The organism is Planctobacterium sp. AWM4_229 (assembly GCF_056160305.1).
In genome coordinates this window covers 209753-226207 of the sequence record NZ_JBSWWX010000001.1, presented here as the reverse complement: position 1 = coordinate 226207, position 16455 = coordinate 209753, and the positions used below count along the sequence as shown (strand labels likewise).

At 43.3% G+C, this 16455-nt stretch carries 14 protein-coding genes; 8 read left to right on the top strand and 6 right to left on the bottom strand.

Annotated elements, in window-relative coordinates; translation table 11 throughout:
- Nucleotides 1–8: 8 nt before the first annotated feature.
- From ACXAGP_RS00990 to ACXAGP_RS00970, 5 genes are all read right to left on the bottom strand, one after another.
- Nucleotides 9–2165, bottom strand: a complete 2157-nt coding sequence (locus ACXAGP_RS00990) for a TonB-dependent receptor plug domain-containing protein (RefSeq protein ID WP_475258984.1) — start codon at nucleotides 2163–2165, stop codon at nucleotides 9–11.
- Between the two features lie 48 nt (nucleotides 2166–2213).
- A complete protein-coding gene (locus tag ACXAGP_RS00985) occupies nucleotides 2214–3785 on the bottom strand; it encodes a sensor histidine kinase (protein ID WP_475258983.1) in 1572 nt (523 codons plus the stop codon).
- A 7-nt stretch (nucleotides 3786–3792) separates the two neighbouring features.
- Entirely contained in the window at nucleotides 3793–4644 is an 852-nt protein-coding gene (locus ACXAGP_RS00980) for an ABC transporter substrate binding protein (protein ID WP_475258982.1), read from the bottom strand.
- A 159-nt stretch (nucleotides 4645–4803) separates the two neighbouring features.
- Nucleotides 4804–6348, bottom strand: coding sequence for a DUF3413 domain-containing protein (locus ACXAGP_RS00975; RefSeq protein WP_475258981.1), 1545 nt, complete (start codon nucleotides 6346–6348; stop codon nucleotides 4804–4806).
- 32 nt (nucleotides 6349–6380) lie between these two features.
- Nucleotides 6381–6596 (bottom strand): YejL family protein, encoded by a 216-nt coding sequence (locus ACXAGP_RS00970; protein ID WP_475258980.1) that lies wholly within the window; start codon nucleotides 6594–6596, stop codon nucleotides 6381–6383.
- Between the two features lie 126 nt (nucleotides 6597–6722).
- Between ACXAGP_RS00970 and yejK the strand changes: the two genes are divergently transcribed.
- The 3 genes from yejK (at nucleotide 6723) to ACXAGP_RS00955 (ending at nucleotide 9496) form a co-directional block, all read left to right on the top strand.
- Nucleotides 6723–7733 carry a nucleoid-associated protein YejK gene (gene yejK / locus ACXAGP_RS00965; RefSeq protein ID WP_475258979.1) on the top strand — a complete coding sequence of 337 codons (1011 nt, stop codon included), beginning with the start codon at nucleotides 6723–6725 and terminating at the stop codon, nucleotides 7731–7733.
- 79 nt (nucleotides 7734–7812) lie between these two features.
- On the top strand, nucleotides 7813–8688 hold the full coding sequence (locus ACXAGP_RS00960; protein WP_475258978.1) for a 6-carboxytetrahydropterin synthase: 876 nt from the start codon (nucleotides 7813–7815) through the stop codon (nucleotides 8686–8688).
- Nucleotides 8681–9496 (top strand): M23 family metallopeptidase, encoded by an 816-nt coding sequence (locus tag ACXAGP_RS00955; protein WP_475258977.1) that lies wholly within the window; start codon nucleotides 8681–8683, stop codon nucleotides 9494–9496. Before ACXAGP_RS00960 ends, ACXAGP_RS00955 begins: the two co-directional genes overlap by 8 nt.
- A 68-nt stretch (nucleotides 9497–9564) precedes the next feature.
- On the opposite strand, the gene ACXAGP_RS00950 is transcribed toward ACXAGP_RS00955, so the two are convergent.
- A complete protein-coding gene (locus tag ACXAGP_RS00950; protein ID WP_475258976.1) occupies nucleotides 9565–11358 on the bottom strand; it encodes a M61 family metallopeptidase in 1794 nt (597 codons plus the stop codon).
- Nucleotides 11359–11529: 171 nt separating this feature from the next.
- Between ACXAGP_RS00950 and ACXAGP_RS00945 the strand changes: the two genes are divergently transcribed.
- From ACXAGP_RS00945 to ACXAGP_RS00925, 5 genes are all read left to right on the top strand, one after another.
- Nucleotides 11530–12225 (top strand): flagellar brake domain-containing protein, encoded by a 696-nt coding sequence (locus tag ACXAGP_RS00945; RefSeq protein WP_475258975.1) that lies wholly within the window; start codon nucleotides 11530–11532, stop codon nucleotides 12223–12225.
- A gap of 71 nt (nucleotides 12226–12296) precedes the next feature.
- Complete coding sequence (locus ACXAGP_RS00940; RefSeq protein ID WP_475258974.1) at nucleotides 12297–12776, top strand: Mpo1 family 2-hydroxy fatty acid dioxygenase; 480 nt, start codon at nucleotides 12297–12299, stop codon at nucleotides 12774–12776.
- A gap of 114 nt (nucleotides 12777–12890) precedes the next feature.
- Nucleotides 12891–13964: a sensor histidine kinase gene (locus tag ACXAGP_RS00935; RefSeq protein WP_475259499.1), complete on the top strand. Its 1074-nt coding sequence runs from the start codon at nucleotides 12891–12893 to the stop codon at nucleotides 13962–13964.
- Nucleotides 13957–14781 (top strand): LytR/AlgR family response regulator transcription factor, encoded by an 825-nt coding sequence (locus ACXAGP_RS00930; protein WP_475258973.1) that lies wholly within the window; start codon nucleotides 13957–13959, stop codon nucleotides 14779–14781. Before ACXAGP_RS00935 ends, ACXAGP_RS00930 begins: the two co-directional genes overlap by 8 nt.
- Before the next feature lie 83 nt (nucleotides 14782–14864).
- Nucleotides 14865–16427 (top strand): sodium:solute symporter family transporter, encoded by a 1563-nt coding sequence (locus ACXAGP_RS00925; protein WP_475258972.1) that lies wholly within the window; start codon nucleotides 14865–14867, stop codon nucleotides 16425–16427.
- The last annotated feature ends 28 nt before the right edge of the window (nucleotides 16428–16455 follow it).

Here is a 16455-nt window from a genome sequence, read left to right as displayed (position 1 = left end):
GTACGTATCTAGAAAGCCTTAGATATCCGAAACAAAAAAGTTCTTCCTGCTAATGGTAAGTCATTCGGTATATTCACCGCGCCACCATCAACACTCGGCCCGATGCTCGGTTCCCGAATGTCGTCATTAAATATGTTTTTTGCGGTAATGGAAAGTTGCCAGCCGGTATTGTTTGAATAGGATAGATTTACCGATGCGTTGGCATATCCATCTAATGGTTCCCTTTGGTCAAAGTGTGTTCGTTTTCTTTTTCCTACATAATTCACCGAGGAATGGAGTTCCCAAAGGTCGTTAATATGCCAAAGTAGTTGCGCTTTAAATTGATGGTTTGGATAGTCACCCACATCATCATTCACGAGTTCATCATTTGCATGGACGTAGGAATAATTCGCCTTGATGGAGATTTCTTCACCCAGGTTAATCCCGGATTCGGCTTCTATACCATAACCTGTTCTTTCACCGACGTTTTGTGCGGTAGAAGTTGGCGCCCCCGCATCTGGTACAAAAGTAATAAAATCATCAATTTTGTAATAAAAAACATTTATCGTGGACGTATGTAGTTCGTTGTGCTTATAGCTATAAGCAAGTTCAATTGAGTCGATAGTCTCAGGTTGAATATTGGGGTTTCCCAGTGCGACCGGGTTATTTACAGTGAGAGTCTCAGCAAAGCTAGGCGCACGAAACGCGCGACCATAAAGAAATTTAGCAGTTGATTTTAAGCTGCTGGACCAAATTAAGGCCATTCGTGGATTTACAGTAGAGCCGAAATCTGAATAATCATCATACCTCAATCCAGCTGTCAATTCCCAATCAGGAGCAAGTTTCCAAATGTCTTGTAAAAACAAGAACCTATTGTTTCTGTCTGACTCTGGGATAAAGACATCTACAGAATCCGTTACATCTATTAGACCTGAGGGAATGGCACTTAAATCAGCATAGAAATTTTTACTTTCTGTAACCTCATATAAGTCCTGATCTTTGTACCCCAATCCAATGGTGAATTGATGATTTTCTAAACCAGAATAATCCGCTCGAATTTCAACGGTTGTAGTGTCCTCTTTATAGGCCGGGTTGCCAATAATACCGTCAGGGAAAGCGCCAAAAAGCGTGCCTGGTGGAAGCAGTACAATATTGCTTTCTATTTCTTGAGTACTTCTGAAATAGTTAAAGTGACTTCTGATTTTCCAATTGTCGTCAAAGGTATGGCTTTCATAAACAAAGTCAAACATTTGTTTGATACCAGCAAATCGCCCAGATTCATCCAATGCTTCTGCCGCACCTTGACCAGTTCCTACATTAGATCTGTCTTGATGGCTAATTCCAACTTTTAAATATTTATATTGGGCATTTAATGAAAGATCTAAGGACTCAAAACTCAGCTGTGTTTGACCAGGGGCAAGAGAGACCGACGGTAAATTAAAAAACTGGGCAGCAATTCCATCTAGAGGGGTTTGAGCATCTTGTTCTATGATTTTATCTGATCCATCAGAGGATAAATACTCAATGGAAACTCCTGCTTTGAAATCACCGTGCACAAAATTTGTATTAAACCAGCCATTTTGAGTATCGAAAGACCCCGAGCCGACACCGAATTCAGTACTTTGAATATCATTTGCTGATTTTGTAATGATATTGATGACACCTGAGAATGCGTCTGCACCATACAAAGCAGAACCGGGGCCGCGAATAATTTCGATTCTGGAGATACCTTGAATGGGGTATTCCCCCCAAACAACCTGATTATCACCCCTGACGGCGCTCGTAGTCGGTATCCCATTCACCATTAACAGTGTTTGCGGTGCGTAGGTGGATGTTATTCCTCTGAAGTTAAATTTAGGCGCCATTGTTTGACTACTTCGGCTAACCTGCAACCCCGGCACCATTATTAATGCCTCCATCAAATTGCGTGCGCCACTTTGTCTGATTTGCTCTGCTGTTATCACAGAAGCAACTGCAGGAGCCTTACTGATAGTTTGCTGGGTACCTGTGGCAATACTAATAATTTCGTCGCTGCCATAAAAATCACCAAACTCATCATTGCTAAATTCATTCAAATAGGATTCATCATCGGGTACGGAATTTGACGCTTTTTCTGTTGCAAATGCTGTTAGGGATGGTGACAACAATGCAGCAGTAATGACTGTGCTAAGCAGTATTCGATTCATAAAATTGCCATACAGTTCCAAACGAGAAGGATAGAGTATGAAATGCCATCAATTAATAGGCAGCTTAACGGTAAAACAGCTGCCTTCACCTTCAATACTTTCCACTTGAATTTTGGCGCCCATCAATTCGCAGAATTGTTTGGAAATAGCAAGACCCAGTCCTGTGCCTCCAAAACGACGAGTTTCGCCACTGTCCACCTGTTGAAACTGATCGAATATTTTCGCCAGTTGGTCAGCAGGTATGCCGATACCCGTATCGATAACGCTAAAATTAATTTCGCTATGGTTATTTTCCACCCGTAACGTAACCGTACCGCGCTCGGTAAATTTACAGGCATTGGACACCAGGTTTATCAATACTTGTAATAACTTTTCGCTGTCTATCCGTAGAATGGGATTGTCGGAATGATTGTCCAACAAGAACTTGTTGTTATTACGGGGAAATAGGGGAGCCGTGGCTTCGGAAAGATCTTGCAGTAAATCTTTTAGATACGTACTGGACAAATTCAATTCCATGCGGCCCGCTTCGATTTTTGATAAATCTAACAGGCAGTTTATCATGCCAAGCAGTCGATCTGCGTTACGAGTTACCTTATCCAGGTCTGTGACCATATCGAATTGACCTTCGTTTTCGGCCTCTTCTTTTACCAGGTCAACATAACCAATAATAGATTGAATCGGAGTGCGTAGTTCATGGGTCATGTTTGCCAGGAACTCAGATTTGTGGCGGCTACTGGTGAGTGCTGCATCACGGGCTACAGTTAGTTCAGCAGTGCGTATTTTCACTTCGGCTTCCAATTGGTCTCGCTGATTTCTTAGCCTTTCGTCCTGCTCATCTAAGGTCAACATCATGGCGTTAAAAGAATTGGCCATTTGTTCTACTTCTTTTGCGCCTTCAACCTTGGCTAATTTGTGCTCACCTGTTTCGTGATTGTAGGCCATAACTTCGGAAAGCTCTTGCAACGGAGCTAACTGGCGTTGGATAGCGCCACCTACTATTAGGATCAAACCTATTACTGCAATACCACCGGTTATGGCAATGGTTAAGATAATATCGCGGTTTATCTGGGTCAGGGTTTCTTTGCTGAATGAGAGTATGGCATAACCAAGCTTTTCTTCGGTGGCTTCAAATAGCTCTGTTTCACTGTTGCCGTCGTTATCTGTTAAGATCACGGCAGAGGCCACAAACCAATTGCTCTCATCTTCTTCCAGGATCAAATAGCTACGGGTATTTTGCCAATCATAATTTCTGAAGTATTGCTCTCCACGAGCATCACCTCGCCAACCGAATATTTCACCATCCAAGGTAACAAGGCCCGCTCCGGAAACGTCTGGAAACGACATTACCTGGTCAAGCGCTGTGCTGGCATTTTCCTCAGACTCTGTGAGTAACGCCAATACTGATTGTTGCGCAAGCGCCCGTGCAACTTGCTGAGCGTTATTAATGGTCAGCTTACTGGTTTCTTTGCCTGCCAACCAACTGATAGTGATACTGAACAATACCAACAGCACAAAGACACCGGCAACAATATAGGCGAGCAGTTGCCGACGAATACTCATAGAATCGCCATGCTCTGCTCTTGCGTTACTTATCTTGGTTTGTTCACTGACCTGGTTCATAACGGCTCTACTGCGGGAAGGTCAGATGGAATTGTTCTTTTTGTTGAGATTTGTAATCAAATCCCAAGTGAGCCGCTGTTCTGAGATTCACAGCTAACTTCATATCTTGCAACGGTACAACCCCAGCTTCATTGTGAGACTGATAGATCTTTTTCACCATTTTAACAAGCTGTTGCCCCAAGGCTTGATTGTCCGGGAAAACTGAGAACAAGGCGCCTCTTTTGGCATGGGCTGGTTTACTGGAAAAAAGCACCAGGTTTTGTTCCCATGACTTTTCTAACAGGCTAGGTAGTATCACCTGTTCATGGGCTGTTATTTTATCTACCGGTAACCAAACTGCTTCTTTCGACGGGTCGATTTCTTTGAGTAGTGCATCGTAAGTACTGATTGCTTCTTTGATATTTTTGACTTCTACATGCTTGAATTCAAGGCCTTTTTCCGCCGCTTCTTGAGCAGCAATTGACATTAGCCAGCGGCTACTTGGACTGTAAACAACATTGACTACTGAAATATCCGGCGCCAGATTTTTAAGGGAGTCAAATAATACACCTGGGTCAGCCAATAACGATATGCCAGAAATACCATTGGGCCTGATGGGAAGAGCCCCGATAGCCACAGGGCGATCCTTGTATATATATTTTGCAATGCGATAACCGCGTTTTCCCAAAGCAATCAACATGTCTGGTTGTTTTTCGTTCACCCATGCGAGTGATTCGTCAGGAGACTCGTTTCTTGGGATGGATTTGATCAGAAGGTTTTCTGGATGACTCGCCTCTATCCCGGCAATGATTTCTTCAAACACCAGATTCGAAGGGGAGGGAACTTCAGGGTAGACCACGGCCAGTTTGTCCCTTGCCATGACCTCAAAGCTGGACAAAATAACAACTGTTAGCAAGAAAAATATTTTACGGCCTAAGACCACGGTATTGCGCTTCCTTCACATGATCACTTTGATACTAGCAATCTATCCTTAGATTGTAACGAAATTTATTACACAGATTGTTAGAAAAATTAATCATTATTCGCTAAAACTGCTCAACAATTTTATTGCTTGCCCCAATAAGGGAATATTCAGTTCAGTATTGTTTTGTAACTCTCCCTCCAGACTGTACAGCTGATAATTGCCCGAGGGATCAATTTCGGTTCTGAGATTATTGTGCAAAATAATGATTTTATTTTGCTGATTACTAACAATCCAACTCCTCGTTGATGATAGCAGGTTTTGTCCTGTTGAATGCAGTTCATCAGCAACGTGACAGCCCACATAATTGAGTATGGTGGGTGCAATATCTTGATGCGAAGTGAGTTGAATGTTTTTGTGAATCGGAAGATTGGTTGCGGCAAAAACATTTTTATCAGCGGAAACCACCGAAGCAAAGTAGGGCTGGAATTCAGCGTTTTGAATTAACCATTTTTCGGCTTGTTCAGCGCTAACATGCAGAATGCTTAACCCCGGTTGAGTTTTATTTTCTTGAAGTTGCTCCAGACTTTCGAGTTGCGTGACATTATGGTCTGCAAAAAACTGTTTTAAGGTTTCATTTTCCGTGTAGCTGTATACCGCTTTGTTTGAACCTGTCAGAACCTGCAGTAGGATTGGGGAAGTATCAGCAATGTTAATATGAAATGTTTCTGGTAAGCCATATAACGCGGTTTTTACGCTGGAAACTGACGAGGATGACAGATCAAAATGCTGCTTCAGTAGTGTTGTCTGATTTCCAACTGGCAGTGCAATATGATTACTTTCGTCTTTTAGTTCAACCAGCAGCAAAACTATATTTGTATCATTATCCGCAGCACAAAAAAGCGAATTCTTAGGATAGGTAACGTGCTCAAACTGATTATCAAATTGCAGTCTTTTTTTAGCGCGATATTGTTCCATATCGAGTAAGCCGTATTTTGACATTAAGGTTTTCGCTGTTGCCGGGTAGGACAGCGGAAACATATTGTCTTGCTTCATTACTGGTTGATATAGATAGGCGTCTGCCCAGACGTGGACTGTATGGCTGAACATAAATAAAGCCACAAATGCGCCGCTAATTGGCAATCCGAACCTGAGTTTTTGAAGTCGCTCAATGCGATGCCATAAAGAGTTGGCAACTAATAGCTGAAATAGCAACCAAACAAAAAACGAAACGATCAGAAACAGGATCTGATGGCCTTTTAAACCCGCTAACACTGTATCGGTTTGCTGTCTTATAAATTCTGCTGAATAGGGGCTGAAATGCATTCCCTGGCGGGTATAGAGTAGTGCGTCAAAAGCTAAAAAAGCCAAACCAAAAGCGGCAACCACTGAGGCCCATGCTCGTAAAAAACGACTGTTAGGATATAAATAACAAAGCGGTAGCACGAGGATGACAAAGCCAAAAAAGGTTAAAAAACCAATGTGGCTAAACCAATTTGCCAGCAAATAAAACAAACCCAGAAGTGTTTCAGGCAATGCACTACTGAACAAATAAATTCCGGCAATACAGATCGCAACAATGATGTTGCAAAGGGTAAACCAATGTCCCCAGGTAACCAGTTTACTCACCAGTTGCCGTTTGGGCGTTTCTGTCAAAATCATGAACTTAGCGTTTCGTTATAATTATTTTACTGTTACTTTTTTACGCTACTTAACAGCACCTGGCAAAACTTTTCTGCCATATCAGTACGGATATCTTCAGCAACTTGAGTGGTAAGTACATGGGTGAGGCTATTGCCAAGCACCATCATGGCTAAATCGGGAGAGGGGTTGTGCTTTTCCAATGTGACGATAATGTCTTGAAATAGTTTCTCAAATTGCTCGTTAGAATATTTAGATTGTTGTGGCATGGTTACATCCAGATTACTGCTTGTGTAAAATGGTACCGCATTTTTACATTAACCTGAACAATAACCATGCTTTAGCTACAGTGCGGTTCTGTTTTAGAATAACTTTTTTGATTTCTCAGGAATTTCATGTCAGCAATTATAAATCATTTTGTCGTCCATCAACTTGTCAACGATGGAGAAAAACTCGCCATTAAAGCGCGCAACGACCTGTTTGATGTGGGGGCCGATATAGAGCTATTTGTACAACAACTTAGTCAAAGTTATAACAACAAACCGGTTAAAGGCATCGGCGGGTTTGTTGAAGACGAAGAGCAGCAAGAGTTCAAAAGTTTGCTCGCTGGGTTGATTTCCGGAGACCATGGCTTTTTACCGTTTTCGGTGCAGCTCTGCGAGAGACTGGTTAACGCGATGGTTGAGACCGGGACACCCGAAGCCGGTTTTGTTGTGGTTGCGCAATACCAATATTTGGCCACCGACTATCTGATGGTGGCACTTCTGGATACTAAAGAACACGTGGAGATTAATCCGCAACTAAATCTCACTGTTTCCAATCACCTTGATTTGGCCAAGATGCAATTGGCCGCACGAATCGATTTATCCCAGTATCAATCAACGCCGGAACTAAATCGCTACATCAGTTTTATCAAAGGTAGAGCCGGACGAAAAATCTCTGACTTTTTCATGATTTTTTTGGGCTGCGCAGAAGAGGTGGATATCAAGCAACAGAATAAATTGTTGCTGGATAAAGTTGAGCAGTACATGGAAACTGAGCAATTCGCACCAGAAGAAAAGCAGCAAAAGCGGGAAGAGTTAGCCAGCTACTATAAAGAGCAGATAGATTCTGGCGAAGATATAGTGGTAGAAGAAGTAGCTAAGACCTTGGCGATGGCGGACCAAACCCAGGATTTTCACGCTTTTACGCAACAGGCTGAAGAAGCCTTAGAAAGCGCGTTTCAGGGGGACAAGAGCAGTATTAAGACGTTGAGTAAGTTCACCGGGCAAGGCGGTGGGCTCAGTATTAGTTTTGAACGCAAGATGCTCGGGGACCGGGTGGCTTACAATCCGGAAACCGATACCCTGATGATTAAAGGTGTACCGCCTAATCTGAAAGACCAGCTCAATAAGTGGAAGGATTAACTTTCGTTGCGCGTGTTGGCAAGTATAATGAGCAGTAATAGAAGCCTGTCAGGCCCCAAATTAAGGTAAATATTTAATAATGCATTTATTTGTAAACGATCTGACTGTAATGGATTTTTCATATCTGTGTCCTGAAAGAGGCATGGTGGGAGAAAGTTGGATCGTCGATGTAGTACTTAACGGTGCACTAAACGAAGAAAGTATGGTGTTGGACTTCGGAAAGGTTAAAAAAGAACTGAAGTATCTGATAGACGAATACGTTGATCACAAGCTATTAGTGCCTGCCGAGCACAGCTATGTTCGATTGGGTAATCAGCACAATAATGACAACGTAATTGTCAATTTTGAACGCCCTGGTAAACAGATCATGTTGAGTTGTCCACCTGAAGCCTACGCATTTATTTATGCGCAAGAAGTTACCATGGAGTCGGTGAGCCAATATCTCAAAGAAATCATTGCTACTCATTTACCTGAAAACGTTGATGACATTACCTTGTCATTGCGTACCGAAGTGATCGATGGTGCCTATTATCACTACACTCATGGATTGAAAAAGCACGATGGTAATTGTCAGCGCATAGCCCATGGTCATCGTTCCAAAATTCTAGTTAAGCTGGACAACAGGTTTGATGAAAAGTGGCAACGCTATTGGGCTAATCGCTGGAGTGATATCTATATTGGCACCACTGAAGACTGTGTGACACCCGAGAAATTGTCTAAAGGTTTGCGGCCAATTGCTCCTAAGGGAGACTATTATTATTTTGCCTACGAGTCCTCCCAAGGTGAATTCGAACTGATTATTCCAAAAAGCGAAGCCGAACTTGTGGACACTGATTCTACCGTCGAATGTCTGGCGCAATATCTGGCAAATGAACAACAGCGCATGACACCGGACTCTAAGGTTGAGATCGTCGCTTATGAAGGCGTGGGTAAAGGAGCTATTGCTTATGCTTAAACCCATAGCAGCATTGTTACTGTCGTTTTGGGTTATTAATGCCAGTGCACTTGAACTCAAAGGAAAGGCCGTTCAGGGCAGCTTGCTAAGAGGCCAGTTAACTCCAGGAAGCCAGCTTTGGTTAGATGATAGAGAAATTAAAATTGCCGAGACGGGGGAATTTGCCATTGGCTTCTCACGTGACGATAAATTGCATTGGCAATTGCGTTGGCAAACGCCTGATGGCGTTGAATCAAGTAAAAAGTTGATATTGGACAAGCGCATATATCAAGAGCAGCACATTGATGGTTTACCACCGAAAATGGTGACGCCGCCTGAATCCACCTTAGCCAGGATCAGAAAAGATTCACAAATGGTCAAACAGGCAAGAGATCGTGTTGAAAAAGATAACGCTTTCGCTCAAGACTTTATCTGGCCAGCAACCGGCCCTATCTCAGGTGTTTATGGCAGTCGCAGAATACTAAATGGGGAACCCAAAAGACCTCATTATGGCGTTGATGTGGCAGGACCTGTCGGACAACCGGTTTATGCGCCAGCCGATGGGCTTGTGACACTTTATGTGCCGGATATGTACTATTCAGGCGGGACTCTGATCATTGATCATGGCTACGGCGTATCTTCTACCTTTTTACACTTGAGTAAAGGGCACGTTGAAGTGGGGCAGAGGGTAAAGCAAGGAGACCTGATCGCTGAAATAGGTGCAACCGGGCGAGCCACTGGTCCACATTTAGATTGGCGCATGAACTGGTTTGAAAAACGTGTTGATCCGCAACTGCTTGTCCCCGCTCAAGCGGATTCTGCTGAATAACAAAAGCTATTTTTGATGGGGCCAGCCCCATCAAAATTCTCTCCTAAAAGTCACTTTTTACAGCGCTTTTATCCCAGCCAGTGCTTCGCGAGTTCTTCATTTTCAATGGTTAAGTAAATCGTATCCTTCTCAGCTGGCTGAATGATAAAGTCCACTTGTTTCAGCTTGCCTCTGCGAAATAGTGTTATTGCTACCTGTTGACCGAGTTCAAATTTGGCCAGTTCTGTTTCCAGGTTTTTGCCTTTTAATTCCCAGCCATTAAGCGCCACCAATCGGTCGCCTTTTTGCAATCCGGCCTTTTCTGCCGCTCTGTTATTAGTGACTTGCTGGACTAATATGCCTGCAGGCTCTGCGGCATAAGCTAAACCCAAATCGATACAGTTATCTGAGCTTTGAGACGTTTTTCCGCCGATATCCTTTATGCTAGTGCGAGCTCTGAAATGAGTGTTGACACCAAACTCATTGAGCAATGTTTGCCAGGGCAGTTCATCCGTTGTGTACAAGGCGGTGTTTAAAAATGCTGATAAATCCAGCCCTAGACCATCAGACAGTACTTGCTGTATTACGTTGTCGTTCGTACCAGATAACTCCTTGCCATAGTGCTTCCATAGAAATCTCATTACCGAATCCAGGCTGTAAATGTGTTTACTGGATTGTTTAATCAATAAGTCCAGGCAAAGGGCAATTACCGCGCCTTTAATATAATAAGAAACAATGCCATTGATGGCATTTTCATCTTGCTTATAGAACTTAGTCCAGGCTTCAAAACTGGATTGGGTTACCGTCTGTACCTTGCGTCCCTCAGTTCGATAAAGCCGGGTGAGGGTTTGTCCTAATAGCTCCAGGTAACTTTCTTTGCTGATAATGCCTGAGCGCAACAAGCTAAAATCATCGTAATAGGAGGTGAAGCCCTCGTAGATCCAAAGCTGCTCGGAATAACACTCTTTGGATAAATCGGGACTTAAATAGGTCTTTGGTTTGATGCGTTTGACATGCCAGGTGTGAAACAACTCATGACTACACAAACCCAAAAAGGAGCGATAGCCATCGGTCATGACATCTCTTTGTGCTACAACGGGCAGGTCATTACGACTGAATAAAAGCGCCGTAGAGTGAGTATGCTCCAGGCCGCCAAAATCAGATTCGGAGAGTAGGGTTTGAAAAACGTATTTTTGTATACCTAAATCATTGCCAAATAAATTGAGGTGGTGCTGGCAAATCTTTTCCAGGTCAGTCTTAATTCTGTCCAGATCTGCATTGTGCCCCCCGGCTAAAACCATCTCAAACTCAATGCCTTCTACCTTAAATGAGATTGTATCTGCTTGTGCATATAACAATGGATGCTCTATTAAATCGGCATAGCAACTGGTTTCGTACAAGCCAAAACCACGCTCGTCAATTTGCCTGGAAGGCATAGCCGTATAAATATGCCAGGAATCCTGGCTGCCTTTCTCTTGGATATAAATGTCTGCTGGTTGGTCTTTAAGCTCATCAACCTGCAAAAAGACACTGGTGCCATTAGCAAAACCGAACTCACTGTCGAGAAATGCTGCGCGTATGGAAAGGTCGAAAGCGTAAACTTTGTAAGCCACTAAGGTTTTGCCGCCATCGGTGCTTATTTGCCAACTTTGTTTATCTTTCTGCTTAATTGCTAAGGGTTTTCCGTCTGTATCTAGCGCTGAGATTTGCACAATGTTCTTGGCAAAGTCCCTCACCATATAACTGCCGGGGATCCAGGTCGGTAAGGACAGATTGAGTGTGCTGTATTGCTGGTTGTCTATTTCAAGCTCAACATCAAAGACATGCTGAGAAATGGAAGATATAGCGATTTTATACTGAAGGGGTTTGTTAGCAGGGTGCATGGTGCTCCGAATTACTAGTGAATGACGAGATTGAGCTTTTGATTGTTGTGCAAAATATACCGAGTTCTGAACTCATGATCCAATTTGATATTGAGTCAAACACAGTAATAACGCATAGTTGCAATTGTGAAGTAAAAACCTTGTGATTTTCAACTGAGTATTAGCAAAACTATGGCAATACTGGCCTCCCGACAAAAACTATCCAGCGCAGATGTAAACAAGCTGCGCTCCATCAAACCCGGTTTAACTGTCGATTTTCAACTGAGTTTCCCCACAACAGTAAAGCGAGTTCGTTCAGAATTTATTGGTGCTGATGGACGTAAAATTTTGATCTTCAAATTCCCGGATGAAAAAAAGTTCGGACCGTTGCGTGACGGCTTGTATGTGGATAGCAACATAATCGTGCGTATGGTATTGGAAGAAACCGGGGAGATTATTGCCTTTAAGAGTAAAGTCAGGGCAATCACAATGGCACCCATACACGCCGTTTGGGTAACTTACCCCGAGGCTGTGCAGATACAAGGTTTGAGAGCTGAAAAACGCGCTCAAATTCGGGTACCATGTGAGTTAAATGCATTGCAAGGCAATATTTCTACTGAACATAAAAATAAACTCGCAGAGGGTATGATCCTGGATATTTCCGCTAGTGGATGCCGGGTTGGGGTAACCAGAAAAGGGCGGGAAAAAATTGAAGATAAACACATTATGTTGCAAGTGAGTGCGCCTGGAAAGCAAGATGACTTCCGTTTTAAATCAGAAATAATGAATATCAGAATGGATGAGCTTTATTTCTATTACGGACTGCGTTTTGAAGAGAAGAATCACTACACGGAAGCGTTATTAGACAGATTAATGGTTAGCCCCTGAAATTCTTTATTGCTACCAGGCTGTTCATAATTTATTCTGGCTCAGAATAATAACAAAAAATTAACATTTCTATGATTCAGCAAATCGAAACACGACAAATTGACTCGCTACTTAATGAGTATGGTGAGAGCCACCAAAACAAAACCAATATTTTCATTCACGCTATAGCTGTGCCCTCTATATATTGGGTTACTATTGCCTTGATTTGGTCTATTCCAGTACCTGAATTTTTAGCACTGATGGACATCACTTTTGCCCATGTGCTGGCAATACCGGTATTGTATTACTACTTTCGCCTATCCGGTCCTATTGGTGCAGCCATGACACTACTCACCATCGCTGTTTTTATGAGTATCGAAGCGCTATACCTTCAGGGAGTTAATATCTGGCAGCTGAGCTTAGCATTGTTTGTGGTCATGTGGATTTTACAATTTGTGGGGCATCATATTGAAGGTAAGAAGCCCTCATTTTTCAAAGACCTACAGTTTCTATTGATTGGACCCGCCTGGTGGTGGGGCCATTGGCTCAAGCGTTTAGGCATCGAATATTAAGCTGTTGTTTTGTCAAAATTGCGACCAATTGCGTTTGTCGTAAGACTAGTGGCAAGCCATTGCTTGTCAGATAACGTATAATTTGTCCATCTTAATGAACGGAACGGTCTTTTGATTAACTGGCAAAAACTATTCGAAGATAGAGAGCGTCTATTCTGGACTTTGCACATTGGGGGCTGGGCCGGATTCGCGCTGATCTATTATGTTGGTTCTTTTTTGCATGACATGCGTGCCGTGTGGATATTTGTCATTGTGCTTAATGCGATTGCAGGCTGTTTGATAAGTATTCCATTGCGCTACATATACAGAAAAGTGGCAACTTTCCAGCCTTTGTTGGTGCTATTCTCGGTTTTGCTTTCCTGCTTTTTAATCTCCCTGATATGGCAAGTGCTGAAGAATTTTCACGTTTGGGAAATTTACAAACACGGTTGGCGACCTGATGAGTGGTATTACTATTTTAATGGCGCGGTAAACTCTTTCTTTATTTTAATGTGTTGGACGGGATTGTACTTCGGTATTAAGAACTACCAATTGCTGCAAAAAGAAAAACAAAACGCGCTAAAATCCAGTGCGATGGCGCATCAGGCACACATTAAAATGTTGCGCTATCAGCTTAATCCGCACTTTTTGTTCAATACACTGAATGCTATTTCTACACTGATCTTAGTAAAAGAAAACCAAACAGCTGAACAAATGGTCAGTCGCTTAAGTGACTTTTTGCGCTATTCTCTAGATAAAGATCCCATTAAAAAAGTACCGTTGGAACAAGAGATTCAGGCGCTTGGTTTGTATCTTGATATCGAAAAAGTACGTTTTGACGAACGACTCGACGTTCAGTGGAAGGTTGATGATGGCACCAGCAAAGCGTTAGTGCCTAGTTTGATATTGCAGCCCTTGGTGGAAAACGCTATCAAGTATGCCATTTCTAAAATGGAACAAGGAGGCGTTATTTGTATCGCTGCCCGTTTATTTGGTCGCGATTTGCTATTGGAAGTGGCTGACAATGGGCCAGGAGCTGATATTGTGAATGGCCAGTTGCATCGCACCAACGGTGTGGGATTGACCAACATTCAAGAGCGCTTGCATTCGCTTTATGGTCAGGATTATTCGTTTGTAGTGTCGCACAATGACCCTACAGGCGTTAAAGTTAGTATTAGAATACCTTACGAATTGGTTGACAATGGATAGAAAAATTAAAGCCGTCATCGTTGATGATGAACCTTTAGCAAGAAAAGGATTAGCAGTGCGCTTAAGTGCGTTTGATACAGTGGATGTGATAGGGCAGTGCTCTAGCGGCAACGTGGCGGTGGAAGAAATTCCAAAGCTTAAGCCTGATTTGGTATTCCTCGACATTCAAATGCCCGGCCTGAATGGTTTCCAGGTGATTAACAAGCTTCGTGAATCGGGTGAGCCACTGCCGCTCATTATCTTTGTCACTGCATTTGATAGTTATGCCATCAAAGCGTTTGATATTCACGCATTAGACTACGTGTTGAAACCCGTAGACGACAAACGCTTGAAAGAAGCGTTACAAAAAGTGGAAGAAACACTGGTGCAGGCGCAAGAAGGGGTGCACAAGCAAAAACTGGCCAGCCTGATAGCGGATTTTACCGGTGATGATTGCGAGGATATTTTACGTAAATTGGCCGAAGGTGAGCCGATTTCAGCTAATCCTTATCCCACCGTGCTTGCAATTAAAGATGGTTCAGAAGTAACGCGCGTGTCCATTGACGCTATTCAATGGATAGATGCGGCTGGTGATTACATGTGCGTTCATGCACAGGACGGTACTCACATTATGCGCCGTACTATGAAAGAACTCATCGATGAGTTAGATCCGCGTCGTTTTGTACGAGTGCATCGCAGTGCTATCGTTAATATTAACTATGTGAATAAGCTAATCAGCCACATTAGCGGTGAATATCATCTGGTATTGCACAATGGCACCGAGCTGAAAGTCAGTCGCAGCCACAGAGACCGCGTTAAAGAAATGATCAACGCATAACAGGTGTTTTGCGTTTCTGCATAGTTTACTTTCCACTTTGAACAGGCATACTGGGATAAAATGTTTAAATTTTATCCCGTCCTATGCTTCTTCCTGATTATCTCATCCTGTGCTTTTATTTAGCTGCCTTGCTTTACATGGGATTTCGCTTTCGCGCTAACCACTCCGAAAAAGATTACTTCTTAGCTGGGCGAAGACTAGCGTGGCAGCCGTTAAGTCTATCCATTATGGCAACGCAATTATCAGCGATTAGTTTTGTGTCTGCACCAGCATTTGTGGGCTTGCGAGAAGGTGGAGGGCTTGTGTGGTTGAGTTATGAGTTGGCACTGCCACTGGCCATGTTGTTTTTACTGTGGAAGTTATTACCTGCGTTACATCAAAGCGGTGTGCTAAGTGTGTACGATTTCCTGGAGCAGCGTTTTGCTGTTAGCACCCGAGTTTTGATCAGTGTGGTGTTTCAAATAAGTCGAGCATTCGCTACCGGCATAATGATATATGCCATCTCCATTATTCTGCAGGGTACGATGGGGCTGGCTATCTGGCAAAGCATTTTGTTCATTGGCGTTGTAACACTTATTTATTCCCTCGCAGGTGGAATGAAAGCGGTAGTTTATGGTGATGCGGTGCAAATGATTCTGATCGTTGCAGGCGCAATTATTTGCCTGGGATTTGCCTTGTATCACATCGGAGGGTTGGCTGAGGTTGTCGCCTATACTGATCCCGCGCGTTTGCAAGTTTTGCGCTTTGAAAACCTTGGTTACGATGATAATGGTTTTGGTTTGTTACCTATGTTGATGGGCGGGTTTGTACTCTATGCCGCTTACTATGGTTGTGACCAATCGGAGGCGCAGCGCTCACTGGCTGCCAGGAGTGTTCCCGAACTACGCAAGATGATCATTGCTGCCGCCCTGGTGCGATTCCCGGTGACACTTATTTATTGCCTGGCGGGGTTAACCATAGGGGCACTTGCGATGAAACAGCCAGAATTCAGGGCACTTATTCCTGTGGATAAGCCAGATTGGTTAGTGCCTGTTTTTATTATGCAATATCTTCCGGTGGGGTTAGTGGGGCTTTTGCTAGTGGCAATGCTGGCCGCCGCGATGTCATCACTGAGTTCTGCAGTGAATAGTTTATCAGTGGTTTCAGTGCATGATTATATGCGCTGTTTTCGGCAGCCAATGAGCGAAGCAAAAAAGCTCAATGCAGGCCGTTTGGCCGGCGTTTTTTGGGGTGGGGTGACGTTACTACTAAGTTTCCAGGCAGGGAATATTGCGCCAACTGTCATCGAAGCCATCAATAAAGTTGGCTCTATGTTTTACGGCTCGATACTGGCTTTGTTCCTTCTGGCACTAACACCAAACCCCCCGAAGGCAATTCATGCCAATATTGCCGTTTTGTTTGGTGTAGGGCTGAATTTGTTTTTCTGGTTGGCGGTTCCACAATTGTTCTGGTTCTGGTGGAATGTAGCGGGGTTATCGGTGACGGTATGCGTTGCTTTGTTACTTAGCGGGTCAAAAGTGTTTTCTGGTATCCCAAAAATCGTTACAGCTGCAATACCCGGAAAACATATCGTGCTTTTGCTGGCCTGGACCCTGGTTATCTTTTTGCTCAGTTTGTATCTCAAGACGTTTTTGTTGAGCATCTAAGTCATTCAATTCAGTTAGTTTTTCACAT

What these genes read in the sequence shown, in the direction of transcription:
- yejK (WP_475258979.1), top strand. Translation starts at nt 6,723, where the DNA reads ATGTCAGCAATTATAAATCATTTTGTCGTCCATCAACTTGTCAACGAT.
- ACXAGP_RS00990 (WP_475258984.1), bottom strand. Translation starts at nt 2,165, where the DNA reads ATGAATCGAATACTGCTTAGCACAGTCATTACTGCTGCATTGTTGTCA.
- ACXAGP_RS00930 (WP_475258973.1), top strand. Translation starts at nt 13,957, where the DNA reads ATGGATAGAAAAATTAAAGCCGTCATCGTTGATGATGAACCTTTAGCA.
- ACXAGP_RS00970 (WP_475258980.1), bottom strand. Translation starts at nt 6,596, where the DNA reads ATGCCACAACAATCTAAATATTCTAACGAGCAATTTGAGAAACTATTT.
- ACXAGP_RS00950 (WP_475258976.1), bottom strand. Translation starts at nt 11,358, where the DNA reads ATGCACCCTGCTAACAAACCCCTTCAGTATAAAATCGCTATATCTTCC.
- ACXAGP_RS00975 (WP_475258981.1), bottom strand. Translation starts at nt 6,348, where the DNA reads ATGATTTTGACAGAAACGCCCAAACGGCAACTGGTGAGTAAACTGGTT.
- ACXAGP_RS00945 (WP_475258975.1), top strand. Translation starts at nt 11,530, where the DNA reads ATGGCAATACTGGCCTCCCGACAAAAACTATCCAGCGCAGATGTAAAC.
- ACXAGP_RS00980 (WP_475258982.1), bottom strand. Translation starts at nt 4,644, where the DNA reads ATGGCAAGGGACAAACTGGCCGTGGTCTACCCTGAAGTTCCCTCCCCT.
- ACXAGP_RS00960 (WP_475258978.1), top strand. Translation starts at nt 7,813, where the DNA reads ATGCATTTATTTGTAAACGATCTGACTGTAATGGATTTTTCATATCTG.
- ACXAGP_RS00985 (WP_475258983.1), bottom strand. Translation starts at nt 3,785, where the DNA reads ATGAACCAGGTCAGTGAACAAACCAAGATAAGTAACGCAAGAGCAGAG.
- ACXAGP_RS00940 (WP_475258974.1), top strand. Translation starts at nt 12,297, where the DNA reads ATGATTCAGCAAATCGAAACACGACAAATTGACTCGCTACTTAATGAG.
- ACXAGP_RS00925 (WP_475258972.1), top strand. Translation starts at nt 14,865, where the DNA reads ATGCTTCTTCCTGATTATCTCATCCTGTGCTTTTATTTAGCTGCCTTG.
- ACXAGP_RS00955 (WP_475258977.1), top strand. Translation starts at nt 8,681, where the DNA reads ATGCTTAAACCCATAGCAGCATTGTTACTGTCGTTTTGGGTTATTAAT.